The organism is Aeromonas sp. sif0611 (assembly GCF_019218845.1).
Taxonomy (GTDB): domain Bacteria; phylum Pseudomonadota; class Gammaproteobacteria; order Enterobacterales; family Aeromonadaceae; genus Aeromonas; species Aeromonas media.
In genome coordinates, this window is the sequence record NZ_JAHUWU010000003.1 from 300,200 (window position 1) to 315,683 (window position 15,484).

Annotated in this window: 13 protein-coding genes; 10 read left to right on the forward strand and 3 right to left on the reverse strand. The window is 62.1% G+C overall.

Translation table 11 applies throughout. The features are described 5' to 3' along the window. The first annotated feature begins 87 nt into the window (after positions 1–87). The 8 genes from KW824_RS10605 to accA all read left to right on the forward strand — a co-directional run bounded on the left by KW824_RS10605 (position 88) and on the right by accA (position 9,155). Entirely contained in the window at positions 88–600 is a 513-nt protein-coding gene (locus KW824_RS10605; RefSeq protein WP_171276666.1) for an OmpH family outer membrane protein, read from the forward strand. Positions 601–603: 3 nt separating this feature from the next. Then, positions 604–1,623 carry a UDP-3-O-(3-hydroxymyristoyl)glucosamine N-acyltransferase gene (gene lpxD / locus KW824_RS10610; RefSeq protein ID WP_216366611.1) on the forward strand — a complete coding sequence of 340 codons (1,020 nt, stop codon included), beginning with the start codon at positions 604–606 and terminating at the stop codon, positions 1,621–1,623. A gap of 24 nt (positions 1,624–1,647) precedes the next feature. Further along, positions 1,648–2,109: a 3-hydroxyacyl-ACP dehydratase FabZ gene (gene fabZ, locus KW824_RS10615; protein WP_041206255.1), complete on the forward strand. Its 462-nt coding sequence runs from the start codon at positions 1,648–1,650 to the stop codon at positions 2,107–2,109. 2 nt (positions 2,110–2,111) lie between these two features. Further along, the gene (gene lpxA, locus KW824_RS10620) at positions 2,112–2,903 is read left to right on the forward strand and encodes an acyl-ACP--UDP-N-acetylglucosamine O-acyltransferase (RefSeq protein WP_161507452.1); all 792 of its coding nucleotides are present in this window, start codon (positions 2,112–2,114) and stop codon (positions 2,901–2,903) included. Then, the gene (lpxB, locus tag KW824_RS10625) at positions 2,896–4,035 is read left to right on the forward strand and encodes a lipid-A-disaccharide synthase (protein ID WP_218409751.1); all 1,140 of its coding nucleotides are present in this window, start codon (positions 2,896–2,898) and stop codon (positions 4,033–4,035) included. The genes lpxA and lpxB overlap by 8 nt, the downstream gene beginning before the upstream one ends. Positions 4,036–4,115: 80 nt before the next feature. Next, the gene (gene rnhB, locus KW824_RS10630) at positions 4,116–4,706 is read left to right on the forward strand and encodes a ribonuclease HII (protein WP_042649522.1); all 591 of its coding nucleotides are present in this window, start codon (positions 4,116–4,118) and stop codon (positions 4,704–4,706) included. Positions 4,707–4,708: 2 nt separating this feature from the next. Then, on the forward strand, positions 4,709–8,188 hold the full coding sequence (gene dnaE / locus KW824_RS10635) for a DNA polymerase III subunit alpha (RefSeq protein ID WP_218409752.1): 3,480 nt from the start codon (positions 4,709–4,711) through the stop codon (positions 8,186–8,188). Positions 8,189–8,204: 16 nt separating this feature from the next. Next, entirely contained in the window at positions 8,205–9,155 is a 951-nt protein-coding gene (gene accA / locus KW824_RS10640) for an acetyl-CoA carboxylase carboxyl transferase subunit alpha (RefSeq protein WP_005330832.1), read from the forward strand. A 74-nt stretch (positions 9,156–9,229) separates the two neighbouring features. Here the strand turns inward: accA and KW824_RS10645 are convergent, their stop codons facing one another. Both KW824_RS10645 and KW824_RS10650 read right to left on the reverse strand, forming a co-directional pair. Then, positions 9,230–10,636, reverse strand: a complete 1,407-nt coding sequence (locus KW824_RS10645; protein ID WP_043130982.1) for an MATE family efflux transporter — start codon at positions 10,634–10,636, stop codon at positions 9,230–9,232. Positions 10,637–10,737: 101 nt separating this feature from the next. Beyond that, a complete protein-coding gene (locus KW824_RS10650; RefSeq protein ID WP_043130984.1) occupies positions 10,738–11,646 on the reverse strand; it encodes a LysR family transcriptional regulator in 909 nt (302 codons plus the stop codon). A 498-nt stretch (positions 11,647–12,144) separates the two neighbouring features. Here KW824_RS10650 and KW824_RS10655 point away from each other — a divergent pair, with 498 nt between their 5' ends. After that, the gene (locus KW824_RS10655; RefSeq protein ID WP_041206253.1) at positions 12,145–13,437 is read left to right on the forward strand and encodes an HAAAP family serine/threonine permease; all 1,293 of its coding nucleotides are present in this window, start codon (positions 12,145–12,147) and stop codon (positions 13,435–13,437) included. Positions 13,438–13,572: 135 nt separating this feature from the next. Then, positions 13,573–14,856, forward strand: coding sequence for an L-methionine/branched-chain amino acid transporter (yjeH, locus tag KW824_RS10660; protein ID WP_218409753.1), 1,284 nt, complete (start codon positions 13,573–13,575; stop codon positions 14,854–14,856). A 67-nt stretch (positions 14,857–14,923) separates the two neighbouring features. Here the strand turns inward: yjeH and KW824_RS10665 are convergent, their stop codons facing one another. After that, on the reverse strand, positions 14,924–15,460 hold the full coding sequence (locus KW824_RS10665; RefSeq protein WP_218409754.1) for a GNAT family N-acetyltransferase: 537 nt from the start codon (positions 15,458–15,460) through the stop codon (positions 14,924–14,926). Between the last annotated feature and the right edge of the window lie 24 nt (positions 15,461–15,484).

Here is a 15,484-nt window from a genome sequence, read left to right on the forward strand (position 1 = left end):
CCTCACCAGGTAACAAGCCGGTCCCAGAGATCGCTTGCACAATCAGGTAAATCAGGTAGCCCTCGACCGAGGGACCAAGGAGTAAGTGTGAATAAAGCGTTGAAAGTAGCTGGTTTGAGTTTTGCACTGATGGCTGCCGGTATGGGTTCCGCCTGGGCTGAGACCAAGATCGCCGTGGTCGACATGGGCGAAGTCTTCCAAAAGCTGCCCCAGCGTGAAGCCGTGGCCAAGAAGCTGAAGGGTGAGTTCGAGCCGCGTATGCGCGAGCTGCAGAAACTGGAATCCGACGGTCAGGCTCTGGTCGAGAAGTTCAAGAAGGACGAAGCCTTCATGAGCGCCGAACAGAAGAAGCAGAACCAGGAGAAGCTGGCCAAGCTGCAGATGGAGTTCAACCAGAAGCGTCAGGCGTTCGAGCAGGACAACGGCCGTCGTCAGTCCGAAGAGCGCAACAAGATCCTGACCAAGGTGCAAGCTGCCATCGATTCCATCGCCAAGAGCAATGGTTATGATCTGGTGCTGGAGCGCAATGCTGCGCCCTATGCCGCCAGCAAGCTGGATATCTCCAGCCAGGTTATCTCTCAGGTAAGCAAGAGCAACTAATTGATGGTATTCACTCTCGCACAGCTGGCCCAGCAACTGGGGGCCGAGGTCCATGGGGATGGGACCCGGGAAATCCGCAAGGTAGCGACACTGGAAAAAGCCGGGGAGGGGGAGATTGCCTTCCTGTCCAACAAGAAGTACCGGCATTTCCTGGAGCAGAGCAAGGCGACTGCCGTGCTCATCACTGAGGCGGACCTGCCGTTTTGCCCCACCAATGCCCTGGTGCTCAAAGACCCCTATGTTGGCTTTGCCCGGGTAGCGCAACTGCTGGACACCACACCGCAGCCGGCCACGGATATCCATCCGAGCGCCGTCATCGCGGCGGATGTGCAACTGGGCGAGAGAGTGGCCATCGGCGCCAATGCGGTGATCGAATCCGGCGTCGTGCTGGGTGATGATGTGCGCATCGGCCCGGGCTGTTTCGTTGGCCAAAACACCCGACTGGGAGCGCGCTCCCGGTTGTGGGCCAACGTCACCCTGTATCACAACGTGACCCTGGGCACGGATTGTCTGGTGCAAGCCGGCACCGTGATCGGGGCCGACGGTTTCGGTTATGCCAACGAGCGTGGCGAGTGGATCAAGATCCCCCAGCTTGGCGGCGTGACCATCGGCAACCGGGTGGAAATCGGTGCCTGCACCACCATAGACCGCGGTGCCCTGGAAGACACCCGCATCGCGGACAACGTCATCATCGACAACCAGTGCCAGATCGCCCACAACGTCGAGATTGGCTACGGCACCGCCGTGGCGGGCTCGACCGTGATGGCCGGTAGTCTCAAGGTCGGCAAATACTGTATCATTGGCGGCGCTTCCGTCTTTAACGGGCACATGGAGATCTGCGACCAGGCCACCGTCACCGGTATGGCCATGGTGATGCGACCCATTACCGAGCCCGGTATCTACTCTTCCGGCATCCCCCTGCAAACCAATAAAGAGTGGCGCAAGACCGCCGCCCGGGTGATGCGTATCGAAGAGATGCACAAGCGGTTGAGCCGACTTGAGAAAAAGCTGGATCAAGAATAATCACGATTGGTATAGGGTACTGTTTTGACTACTGAAAAGAAAAGCCTGGGGATCCAGGAAATCATGGACCTGCTGCCCCACCGTTATCCGTTCCTGATGGTGGACAAGGTGGAAAATTACGAGATCAGCGATGAGCGCAAGACTCTGCGTGCCATCAAGAACGTCTCGTTCAACGAGCCGATCTTCCAGGGGCACTTCCCGGCGAAGCCGGTGTTCCCCGGCGTGCTGATCCTGGAGGCCATGGCCCAGGCAACCGGTATCCTGGCCTTTACCATGGTGGGCAAACCGTCCCCCAACGAGCTCTATTACTTCGCTTCCATCGACAACGCCCGCTTCAAGCGTCCGGTCGGCCCTGGTGATCAGCTGGTGCTGGACGTGGAGTTCCTGAAGGAACGTCGCGGCATCGCCAAGTTTACCGGCGTTGCCACCGTCGATGGTGAAATTGTCTGTACCGCAGAACTGATGTGCGCCAAACGCGAGGTGTAACCGTGATTGACCAGACTGCCATCATCCACGATACCGCCATCGTCCATGAGTCTGCCGTGATTGGCAAAGGGGTGGAAATCGGCCCCTTTACCGTGATCGGTGCCGAGGTGGAGATCGGTGACGACACCTGGGTGGGTTCCCACGTGGTGATCAAGGGCCCGACCAAGATAGGTCGTGGCAACAAGATCTTCCAGCACACCTCCATCGGTGAGGATTGCCAGGACAAGAAGTACGCCGGTGAGCGCACCTTCCTCGAGATCGGCGACAACAACGTGTTTCGTGAGAACTGCACAGTGCACCGCGGCACCACCCAGGATCAGAGCCTGACTCGGGTCGGCAGCGGTAACTTGTTCATGGTCAACGTGCACGTGGCCCATGACTGCATGATCGGTGACAACTGCATCTTCGCCAACAACGCGACCCTGGCGGGCCACGTTCACATCGGTGACTTCGTGATTTTCGGCGGTCTGTCTGCCATTCACCAGTTCGGCCGCGTCGGCTCCCACGCCTTCGTCGGTGGCTGCGCCGCCCTGAACAAGGACGTGCCGCCCTACGTGATGGCTGCCGGCAACTACGCCAAGCCGTTCGGGGTCAACTCCGAGGGGCTGCGTCGTCGCGGCTTTACGCCTGAGGCCATCTCGGCCGTCAAGCGTGCCTACAAGGAGATCTTCCGCTCCGGCAAGACTATCGAAGAGGTGCTGCCGGTGCTGAGCGAGATGGCGGCCACCGAGCCGGCCGTCCAGCTCTATGTGGATTTCCTCAAGGACAACGAGCGCGGGATCATCCGTGCCTAAGCCCATCCGCATCGGCATCGTCGCCGGAGAGACCTCCGGCGACATCCTGGCTGCCGGTCTGGTGCGCGAGCTGCTGGTTCGTTATCCCGATGCCCAGTTCGAAGGGATCGCCGGGCCGCGCATGCAGGCCCTGGGCGTCAAGGCCCTGTTCGAGATGGACGAGCTCTCCGTCATGGGCATCAGCGAGGTGCTGGGACGTCTGCCCCGGATCCTCCAGGTGCGCCGCGAGCTGCTGCGCCACTTCATTGCAAACCCCCCTGACATCTTCGTCGGGGTGGATGCACCGGATTTCAATATCGGGGTGGAGCTGAAACTGCGCCGCGCCGGTATCAAGACGGTCCACTATGTCAGCCCTTCGGTCTGGGCCTGGCGTCAGGGCCGCATTCACAAGATCAAGGCCGCCACCGACATGGTGCTCGCCTTCCTGCCGTTCGAGAAAGCCTTCTACGACCGTTTCGATGCTCCCTGCCGCTTCGTGGGGCACACCATGGCGGACGACATCCCCCTGGTACCGGATCAGGCCGCCGTGCGCAAGGAGCTCGGCATCGATCCCGCCCGCCGCTGGCTGGCGGTGCTGCCTGGCAGCCGGCATGCGGAAGTAGCCTTCATGGCGCCGGTCTTCCTCGAGGCGTGCAAGCACCTGACGGTGCACTGCCCGGATCTCGGCTTCATCGTGCCGCTGGTGAACGAAACGCGGCGCGAGCAGTTCCTCGCCATCAAGGCCGAGGTGGCGCCGGATCTCGACATGGTGCTGCTGGACGGTCAGGGCCGTGAGGCCATGATCGCCGCCGACGTGGTGATGCTGGCGTCCGGCACAGCCGCGCTGGAAGCCATGCTGGTGAAGCGGCCCATGGTGGTGGGTTACAAGCTCAAGCCGCTCAGTTACTGGCTGGCCCAGTGGCTGGTGAAGACGGAGTATGTCTCCCTGCCGAATCTGCTGGCAGACAGGATGCTGGTGCCCGAGCTCATCCAGCATGAGTGCACTCCCGCCAACCTGGTGGAAGAGGTCAGCAAGTTGCTGGAGCACGACAACAGCGAGCTCATCGCCACCTTCACCAAGTTGCACCAGAAGATCCGCTGCAACGCCGATGTGCAGGCCGCCGAGGCGGTGGCCGAGCTACTCGACAGATAGGATGGCTGGCGGCGCGCTTTTGGCGTTATGTTGTGCTGATACTGGCCCTGCGGGGCCGGTTTTGATTCAAGGCCTGTGATATGACGATCGATATTCCACAAGACAAGCTGGTTGCCGGGGTTGACGAGGTGGGTCGCGGCCCTCTGGTGGGTGACGTGGTCACCGCCGCGGTGATCCTGGACCCCGCCAATCCCGTTGAAGGCCTCGCCGACTCCAAGAAGCTCTCCGAGAAGAAGCGCCTCGCCCTGTACGGCGAGATCAAGGCAAAGGCCCTGGCCTGGTCCATAGGCCGCGCCACCCCGCAGGAGATCGACGAGCTCAATATCCTGCACGCTACCATGCTGGCCATGCAGCGCGCCGTGGCGGGCCTCTCCATGACACCAGAACTGGTCTTTATCGACGGCAACCGCTGCCCGGCTCTGCCGATGGAGGCGCGCGCCGTGGTCAAGGGCGACAGCCTGGTGGCCGCCATCAGCGCCGCCTCCATCCTTGCCAAGGTGACCCGGGATGCCGAGATGACCGAGCTGGATAGCCGCCATCCCGAGTACGGCTTCGCCCGCCACAAGGGTTATCCCACTGCCGAACACCTCGCCATATTGGCCGAGCGCGGCCCCCTGCCCGAATATCGGCAGAGCTTCAAACCGGTGCGCCGGGCGCTGGGGATCGAATAACCATGGCCGATCCTCGCTTCGTCCACCTGCGGGTCCACTCCGACTTCTCCATGGTCGATGGCCTGCAAAAGATTGGTCCCATCGTCTCGGCGGCCGCGGCCAACAACATGCCGGCGCTGGCCCTGACCGACCAGATGAACATGTGCGGCCTGGTGCGCTTCTATGGCTCCGCCCATGGCAAGGGGATCAAGCCCATCGTCGGGGCGGATTTCTGGGTGCAGAGCGATGAGCTCGGCGACGAGCAGTTCCGCCTCACTCTGCTTGCCATGGACAACGACGGCTACCAGAACATCACCCTGCTCATCTCCCGCGGCTACCAGCGCGGTCACGTGCAGGGGCGACCCGTCATCGACAAGGGCTGGCTGGTCGAACACGCCAAGGGGGTGATCGTGCTCTGTGGCGGGCGCGAGGGGGATCTCGGCAAGTTCCTGCTCAAGGGCAACCGCCAGATGGTGGAGCAGAGTCTCGCCTTCTACCGGACTCACTTCCCGGATGCCTACTACCTCGAGCTGCTGCGCACCGGCCGACCCGACGAAGAGGTCTACCTGCACATGGCGGTGGCCATCGCCGCCGAGTTCGATCTGCCCGTGGTGGCCACCAACGAGGTGGTATTCCTCGGGGCCGACGACTTCGATGCCCACGAGATCCGGGTCGCCATCCACGACGGCTACACCCTGATGGACAAGCGCCGTCCGCGCCGCTACAGCCCGCAGCAGTACCTGCGCAGTCAGGAAGAAATGTGCGAGTTGTTTGCCGACATCCCGGAGGCGCTGGAAAACACGGTGGAGATCGCCAAGCGCTGCAACGTGACGGTGCGTCTGGGGGAGTATTTCCTGCCGAACTTCCCGACCGGCGACATGACCACCGAAGACTTCCTGGTGATGAAGTCCAAGGAAGGGTTGGAAGACCGCCTGGCCTTCCTGTTCCCGGATCCCGAGGTACGCGCCGCCAAGCGTGGCGAATACGACGAGCGCCTCGACATCGAGCTCAAGGTGATCAACCAGATGGGCTTCCCGGGTTACTTCCTCATCGTGATGGAGTTTATCCAGTGGTCCAAGGACAACGGCATCCCCGTTGGCCCGGGTCGGGGATCGGGGGCAGGGTCGCTCGTGGCCTATGCCCTCAAGATCACCGATCTGGATCCCCTCGAGTTTGATCTGCTGTTCGAACGTTTCTTGAACCCCGAGCGGGTTTCCATGCCCGACTTCGACGTCGACTTCTGCATGGACAGACGGGACGAGGTGATCGAGCACGTCTCCGAGATGTATGGCCGGGAGGCGGTGTCCCAGATCATCACCTTCGGCAGCATGGCGGCAAAGGCTGTGGTGCGGGATGTGGGCCGTGTGCTGGGCCATCCCTATGGGTTCGTGGATCGCATCTCCAAGCTGATCCCGCCGGATCCGGGCATGACGCTCGCCAAGGCGTTCGAGGCCGAGCCCAAGCTGCCGGAGCTCTACGAGCAGGACGAGGAGGTCAAGGACCTCATCGACATGGCGCGCCGGCTGGAAGGTGTGGTGCGCAATGCCGGCAAACACGCCGGTGGCGTGGTGATAGCCCCCACCAAGATCACCGACTTTGCGCCGCTCTACTGCGACGATTCCGGCCACCACCCGGTGACCCAGTTCGACAAGAACGACGTGGAATACGCCGGCCTGGTGAAGTTCGACTTCCTGGGGCTGCGGACCCTCACCATCATCGACTGGGCGCTCGGCATGATCAACCCGCGCCTCGCCAAGGAGGGCAAGCCGCCGGTTGACATCGCCGCCATCCCCATCGATGACAAGAAGTCGTTCGCCCTCTTGCAGCGCTTCGAGACCACGGCGGTATTCCAGCTTGAATCTCGCGGCATGAAGGATCTCATCAAGCGGCTGCAGCCCGACTGCTTCGAAGACATGATCGCCCTGGTGGCCCTGTTCCGACCCGGCCCGCTGCAGTCCGGCATGGTGGACAACTTCATCGAGCGCAAGCACGGTAAGGAGGCCATCTCCTACCCGGACGAGAAGTGGCAGCACGAGAGCCTCAAACCCATACTGGAGCCCACCTACGGCATCATCCTCTACCAGGAGCAGGTGATGCAGATAGCCCAGGTGCTGGCGGGTTATACCTTGGGCGGCGCGGACATGCTACGCCGGGCCATGGGCAAGAAGAATCCCGCCGAGATGGCCAAGCAGCGTTCCGGCTTCGAGGAAGGGGCGGTCAAGAACGGCGTCGACGGCGAACTGGCGATCAAGATCTTCGATCTGGTGGAGAAGTTTGCGGGTTACGGCTTCAACAAGTCGCACTCCGCCGCCTACGCGCTGGTCTCCTACCAGACGCTTTGGCTCAAGACCCACTTCCCGGCCGAGTTCATGGCGGCGGTCATGACCGCCGACATGGACAACACCGACAAGATAGTGACGCTGGTGGACGAGTGTCAGCGCATGGGGCTCACCGTCATACCCCCTGACGTGAACACCGGCCGCTATCGCTTCTCGGTCAACGAAGATGGCCATATCGTCTACGGTATCGGTGCGGTGAAAGGGGTCGGCGAGGGCCCCATCGATGCCATTCTCAGCGCGCGGGATCAGGACGGGCCCTTCCGCGACCTGTTCGATTTCTGCAACCGGGTCGACATCAAGAAGCTCAACAAGCGGGTGATGGAAAAACTCATCCTCTCCGGTGCCATGGACCGGCTCGGCCCGCACCGCGCCGCCCTCATGGCGACGCTGGAGGAGGCCATGCGCGCCGCCGAACAGCATGCCAAGGCCCAGGCGGTGGGGCAGGTTGACATGTTCGGGGTGCTCACCGAGGAGATAGACGACGTCAAGAAGGCGTTCGCCAACGTGCCGCACTGGCCCGACAAGGTGTGGCTGGAAGGGGAGCGCGAGACCCTCGGGCTCTACCTGACCGGCCACCCCATCAACCAGTACAGCAGCGAGCTGCGTCGTTACACCTCGGGCCGGCTGTGTGATCTGCATCCCACCTCCCGGGACACTGTGACCACGGCGGCGGGACTGGTGATCGCGGCCCGCAGCATGGTGACCAAGCGGGGCAACAAGATGGGGATCTTCACCCTGGACGACAGATCCGGCCGTCTGGATGTGACCCTCTTCAGTGAAGCGCTGGAAAAATACGAAGAATTGATGCAAAAAGACCGTATTTTAGTGGTTTCTGGACAGGTCAGCTTTGATGACTTCTCCGGTGGCCTTAAAATGTCGGCCCGCGAATTGCTGGATATCAACGATGCGAGGGAGCGTTTCGCCAGGGCGATCCGCATTTCCCTCGATGAACAACGCATTGACGAACGCTTTTTCCCGCGTTTGTGCGAGATTTTGGAGCCCGCCCGTGCCGGAGTCTGTCCGGTTCAGGTAAACTATCGTCGGCCCGGCTCCCGGGCGCGATTGACGCTCGGTACCGAGTGGCGGGTGACGCCCACCGATCAACTGATAGATGACTTGCGAGTCCTGCTTGGACGAGAGCGGGTTGAATTGGTTTTTGATTAGAGGATCTATTGTCCCTATGAGTCTTTTTCTGGATTTTGAACAGCCGATCGCCGAATTGCAGGCACAGATCGATGAACTTCGCCATGTGAGTGAGCACAACAGTGCCGTGGATCTCAGCGAAGATATCCGTCGGCTGGAGAAGAAAAACGAAGAGCTGACCAAGAAGATCTTCGGCGATCTGGGTGCCTGGCAGGTGTCCCAGATGGCGCGTCATCCCCAGCGCCCCTACACCCTCGACTACATCGAGCAGATCTTCACCGACTTCGACGAGCTGGCCGGTGATCGCGCCTACGCCGATGACAAGGCCATCGTCGGCGGCATCGCCCGCCTGGACGGTGAGCCCGTTATGGTGATTGGTCAGCAGAAGGGTCGCGAGACCAAGGAGAAGATCCGTCGCAACTTCGGCATGCCACGCCCGGAAGGGTACCGCAAGGCCCTGCGCCTGATGGAGATGGCCGAGCGCTTCAAGATGCCGATCATCACCTTCATCGACACCCCGGGTGCCTATCCCGGCGTGGGTGCCGAGGAGCGTGGCCAGTCCGAGGCCATCGCCCGCAACCTGAAAGTCATGGCAGGCCTGACCGTGCCCGTGGTCTGCACCGTGATCGGTGAAGGCGGCTCCGGCGGCGCGCTCGCCATCGGGGTTGGCGATCGCGTCAACATGCTGCAGTACTCCACCTACTCCGTCATCTCGCCGGAAGGGTGTGCCTCCATCCTGTGGAAGAGCGCCGACAAGGCGCCGGTGGCCGCCGATGCCATGGGCATCACCGCCCAGCGCCTGAAGGAGCTGAAGCTCATCGACAGCATCGTCGAAGAGCCCCTCGGCGGCGCCCACCGCAACGTGGAGCTGATGGCCCAGCGCCTGAAGGATCGCATCAAGCAAGATCTCGCGGCCTTGCGCCCGCTGGACAGCGACCAGTTGCTGGAGCAGCGCTACCAGCGTCTGCTGGGTTACGGCTACTGCTAACACCTCTCCGCATCTGTTGTGAAAAGTCCCCGCATTGCGGGGACTTTTTTATGGGCGACAGAAAACCGGAGGTCTCATCTCGTCATCACCTCTTTCCTCACCTGTACCAGGGGGCGGCGCGGGTGGCGGGGGGCCCTGGCCTGCGTGAGGCGACGCCACTCCCGCCACAGCAGCCAGCACAGGGGCGGAGTCAGCAGCAGTACGGTCGCGGGCTGGGCCAGCAGCACACCGTCTCGGCCCCACCAGAGCGGCAGCAGGAAGATGAGGGGCAGCAGCAGCGCCGTCTTGGCGGCCGAGATGACCAGGGCCTGGCGGGTGCGAGCCATGGATTGCAGCAGCACTATGCCGAACATGATGATCCCCTCCAGTGGAATGGCGGCGAGGTTGAGAGTCAGGCTGCTGACGGCGGCGGCCAGCAGCTCGGCATCCTGATCCCCGGTGTAGAGCATGGCGACCTGACGGGGCAGCAGCTGGATCAGCAGCCAGACCGCCAGACCGTAGATGAGAGTGATATTGAGCCCCATGACCATCAGGAATCTGAGATCCCGCTGGCGTCCGGCCCCGGTGGCCTGGCTGATCAGCGGCTGGATGCCGAAGGCCAGCCCCTGCAGGATCACGATGAACACCGCCTCGGTGTAACCCGCCACCGTGAAGCCCGCCAGATCCTTGACCGAGCCGTACACCATCAGCTGGCTGTTGTGCAGCAGCAGCAACAGCCCCAGGTTGAACTGGGCGATCAGGCTCGGCAGCCCGGTGAACAGCAGGTTGGGCATGGCCGGGACGCTGGGCACCAGTTGGCGCCATTCCAGCCGCAACCTGGCGCGGGAGGTAAAGAAATAGCCGAGGCCAAGCAGGCTGACCACCCCTTCTGAGATGAGGGTGGCCTGGGCCGTGCCCACCAGTCCCAGCCCCAGGCGGCCGACCATGATGTAGTTGAGCAGTATGTTGAGCAGGGCACCGCCGCTCACCAGCACCATGGCGAGGCGAGGTCGGCCGTCGTTGCGCAGCAGATAGGGCACCGCCAGGTTGCTGGCCAGCAGCAGGGTGCCGCCACCGATCCAGGTGAGGTAGTCACTGGCCTGCTGCCAGGCGCCGCTATCCTGGTCAATGCCCAGGGTCAGCAGGATGTCGATGTGCCAGTGGTGCAGCAGTAGTGGTGCTACCGTGCCCAGGATCAGCAGCAGCCAAAGCGCATTGACCAGGGCCTGGCGGGCCAGGGCGAAGTTTCTGGCACCCTGCTGGAGGGAGATGGCGGTCGCCGCCCCCATGGCGATCATGGCGGCGAGGCCGATCAGCACCATGATGACCGGATAGACCAGGTTGATACCGGCGAGACCGGCGGCGCCCACATAGTGGCCGACGAAGATACCATCCACCAGGTAATAGGCACCGGAGACCAGCATGGCCATGATGGAGGGGAGGGCATAGCCCCAGAAACGACGGGTCATGGCCCGCTGGCGGCGAATGAAATAGGCTGACATAGCTGTGCTTCTGCGGGTTGGGGGATAGAAAGCACAGTGTAGATTCTTATCTTTCTATTGATAATCCGGTCTTTATTTGATGGATTGATGAATTTTACTCATCAGTCTTGCGGGCTATGATGGGCCTTCAACATGTCTATCAGGGCCCGCAGGCCTTGGCCCAGCTGGTGGCGGCTGGGATAGTAGAGATGGAAGCCGGCAAAGGTGGGGCTCCAGTCGGCCAACACCGTCACCAGTCGCCCCGCCGCCAGGGCATCGCTCACCTCCTCCTCATAGCAGTAGGCCAGCCCCAGGCCCGCCTCGGCCGCCCCCAGGTAGAGGGCGGGGGTGCTGGTGGTCAGCGGTCCGTTCACCTCGATCTCCAGCAGCTCGCCATCGGCGGCAAAGGCCCAGCGATAGTGGTGATGGGGGGTGAGGCGATAACCGATGCAGTCGTGCTGACGAAGATCCGAGGGGTGGCGAGGGATGCCGCGCCTTGCCAGGTAGTCGGGGGAGCCCACCACCAGATAGCGCTGCAACGGACCCAGGGGCACGGCGATCATCTCCTGGGGCAGCAGATCGCCGTAGAAGAGGGCGGCGTCATAGCCATCCTCGATGAGACGGGGCATCAGCTCCAGCTCCACTACCTCCACCTGCATGCGCGGATAGCGCACCAGATAGTCGATAAGCACAGGGGCCAGCACCTCCTGAATGGCGGCCCTGGGCGCACAGATCTTCAACCTGCCGACCGGCTCATCGCCATGGCGCGTCAACTCCTCCAGCGCCTCCTCAAGCTGACCCAGGGTCGGCAGCAACTGCGTCAGCAAGCGTTCCCCCGCATCGGTCGGCACCACGGCCCGGGTGCTGCGATTGAGCAACCTGATCCCCAGACGACTCTCCAAGCCCTTGAGGGAATGGCTCAGGGCCGAGGCAGAGACCCCGAGTTCGAGGGCGGCCCTGCTGAAACTGCGGTGGCGGGCGACGGCGGCAAATACCGCCAGTTCGGCAAGATCGGTGCGGGTGATGGTCATGTTCAGCAAGCGGCAGAGAGGGAAAACCAAGGGTACGCCAAGGGAGGGCGGGAGACAATCGGCACGCTGTCGCGGGGGTTGTAACTGCTTTGTTGCTCTTTTCAGGGGCGTTTTAAATCACTATCTATTTTTTATTTGTTAAAAAAATTTCGCAACATGGCGTATGTAATGTGATCTTGCTCGTTTGAAAGGCGACTGGAATCAAACTTTGGTTGATTAATTCAAAAAAACGCTGTGATTAATAGGGCCTTTTAACTAGAGTCAGCTCATCGGATGAGGTGGCCGTTGCCAATTTGTTAAATGGCGCGAGCAACACCCTCAGCATCACGATCTCATGCCTTCGTTTGTTGCGATTTAGTTGTCACATGGAGTGATGGCCAAATGGCCGGGGCCTGAGAATAAAAAAAGGACGAACAGCAGGTGTTCCAGGGAGAGGGAACCGGGCCCATGCCCACCGACTAGTAAGAATCCACTTTCCTTGATGACAGGAACATCCCTATGTCTGACATGAATATTGCAGTTGAAGGCAGCTTGAGCAAAGCCTCCTCCCGTGGCATCAACAAGGCCGATCTGGTCTGGATGCTGGGTCTGTACGGTACCGCCATCGGTGCCGGTGTCCTCTTCCTGCCGATCAATGCCGGCGTCGGTGGCCTCTGGCCACTGGTGGCCATGCTGGTGCTGGCCCTGCCGCTGACCTTCTTCGCCCACCGTGGCCTGACCCGCTTCGTGCTGTCCGGCTCCACCCGTGATGGTGACATCACCGAAGTAGTGGAAGAGCATTTCGGCAAGACTGCAGGCAAGTTCATCACCCTGCTCTACTTCTTTGCCATCTACCCCATCCTGCTGATGTACTCGGTGGCCATCACCAACACCGTCGAGAGCCTGATGGTTCACCAGCTGGGCATGACGGCGCCTCCCCGTGCCATCCTGTCGCTGGTGCTGATCCTGGGTCTGATGGCGATCGTTCGCCTCGGCGGCCAGGTGATCGTCAAGGCGATGAGCGTGCTGGTATTCCCCTTCGTGATCACCCTGATGGGCCTGGCGCTCTACCTGATCCCGCACTGGAACGGTGCCATTGTGACCGAAGCGCCTGCGCTGTCCGAGGCCTTCAACGGTGACTTCATCAAGACCCTGTGGCTGGCCATCCCTGTCATGGTGTTCTCCTTCAACCACTCCCCGATCATCTCCTCCTTCGCGGTGGACAACAAAGGCCGCTACGGTGAGAAGGCGGAGAAGAAGTGCAGCAACATCCTGCTGGGTGCCCACGTCATGATGGTGATGACAGTGATGTTCTTCGTATTCAGCTGCGTACTGAGCCTCTCCCCGGCTGACCTGGCGGCGGCCAAGGAACAGAACATCTCCATCCTCTCCTACCTGGCCAACCACTTCGACAACCCGGTGATCGCCACAGTGGCACCGCTGATCGCTCTGGTTGCCATCAGCAAATCCTTCCTGGGTCACTACCTGGGTGCGCAAGAAGGCATGAACGGCCTGATGGCCAAGGCGCTGCGCGAGAAGGGCAAGAAGGTCGAGATCAAGCAGCTGAACAAGGTGACCGCTGTCTTCATGATCCTGACCACCTGGGCCATCGCCACCATCAACCCGAGCATCCTCGGCATGATCGAAGACCTGGGTGGCCCCATCATCGCCATGCTGCTGTTCCTGATGCCGATGTACGCCGTCGCCAAGATCCCGGCCATGCGCAAATACGCCGGCAACCTCAGCAACGGCTTCGTGACCCTGATTGGCCTGATCGCCATGTCCGGCATCATCTACAAGCTGATTGCCTGATAATTCCGGTTACGCTGTTGAATGAAGAAGCCGCCTCCCAAGAGGCGGCTTTCTTGTTTGCGGCGCAGAGTGCTTAACAAAGCCGTGGTGGCGGCCTAACATGGCAGGATGTTTTTCTAGACGGGACAAAAGGATATGTCTGGGTTGAAAAAGGATCTCGGGCTCTGGCAGGGGATGGGGTTGCTCGCCACCTCATTGCTCGGCACCGGGATCTTCGTGGTACCGGCGACCGCGGCGTCGCTGGCGGGAGGGGCGTCGCTCTGGGCCTGGGTGCTGCTCATCGTACTGGTGCTGCCCATCGCCTTCACCTTCGCCCGCCTCGGGCGCCGCTATCCCCATGCGGGCGGGGCGCCGCACCTCATCGGGCTCGCCTTTGGCAACGGCGCCGAGCGCTTCTCCGCCTTCCTGTTTCTGGCGGTGCTGCCGGTGGGGCTGCCTGCCGCCCTCACCATAGCCGCCGGTTTCTGGCACGCCTTGTTCGACATGGGGGAGTGGACCCTGTGGGCCATCCAGCTGCTGACCCTGCTCGGGGTCTTCCTGCTGGGGCTGAGGGGGGCGCGCTCCTCCGGCAACCTGCAACTGCTGATTGCCCTGGCCATATTAGGGCTGACCCTGCTCATCTGGTTCAAGGGGGATCTGAGCTGGCGCGACGGGGCCCAGCCGCTGCCGATGGCCGCCGAGTGGCCCGCCATGGGCACGGCGCTGGCGGTGATGTTCTGGTGCTTCGTGGGGCTGGAAGCCTTCGCCCACATGGGGGAGGAGTTCAAACGACCAGAGCGGGACTATCCCCTCGCCCTGCTCGGCGGCGTCTTGCTGGCGGGTCTCATCTACTGGGTCCACTCCCTGGTGGTGCTCAAATACGGTCTCTATGGGGACGAGGCGACCAATGCCACCGCCATCCCGGCCCTGCTCTCCCTGCTGTTCGGCCCCACCGCCAAGTGGCTGGTGGCCATACTGGGTTACCTCTCCTGCTTCGCCAGCATCAACATCTACCTGCAAGGCTTTGCGCGCCTAATCTGGAGCATGGCGCGAGAGGGCAAGCTGCCCGTCTCCCTATCCAGGTTGTCCGCCCGGGGGGCGCCCCTCAACGCCCTGTGCTGGGTGCTCGCCATCTGCCTCGTCTCCATCACATTGATCCTCTGGCTCAGGCTGCCGCTCGATGAACTCATCCGCTACGCCAACGGCAACTTTGTGCTGGTCTATCTGCTCTGCATGGCGGCGGGCTGGCGCCTGCTTGGCGGCACGGGCAAGGGGCTGGCGGGGGTGAGTGTCTTGCTCTGCGCAGCCGTGCTGGTGGCGCTCGCCTCCCAGGTACTCTACGCCCTGTTGCTGAGTGCGGGTTACGGCTGTTTCTCCCTGTGGCGGCGCAGGCGCAGGCGCCGTCGCACGGCGCCAGGTGACGTCTGCGCCATCAAGTGAGCCCTCCTCTGGATGAGAAAAGCCCCGCAGTGCGGGGCTTTTTGCTGGCGATCAGATGTGGTGGTGCTTAAAGGTCTGGCAGGTCACTGCGCAAGAGGGCGTAGTGGCGCAGGGAGACAGGCCGATCCCCCTTCCACTCGCACTCCCGCGCCGTACCTTCGTAATGAAAGCCGGCCCGCTCCAGCAGGCGGGCGGAGGGGAGGTTGGGCTCTTCCACCACCGCCAGCAGCCGATGCAGCGCTGTGGTGCGGTAAGTCAGCGGGAGCCACAGCCGCAGCGCCGCGCTCATCACCCCCTTGCCCCAATGCTCGGGATAGAGCCAGTAGCCCAGCTCGGCTCGCCGGTGCTCAGGGTCGGCGTCGTTGTAGCCGATGGCCCCCAGCGGCTCGTCCGTGTGCCGGTCACGAACGAGGTGCCAGGCGCCGCGACCCGTGCGGGTCAGCTCGACGTACCAATCCATCTGGGCCTGGCATGCCGTCAGGCTGTCGTAGCTGACGCCGTAGTAGGCGATGACTCGCGGATCGGAGAGGCCGCGATAGATATGGGGCAGGTCGGCCTCGGTGACGGGATCCAGCCTGATCTCTGGCGGTGTAGTTGAAGTCATGGTGGCTCCTTGCGGCCAGCCGTG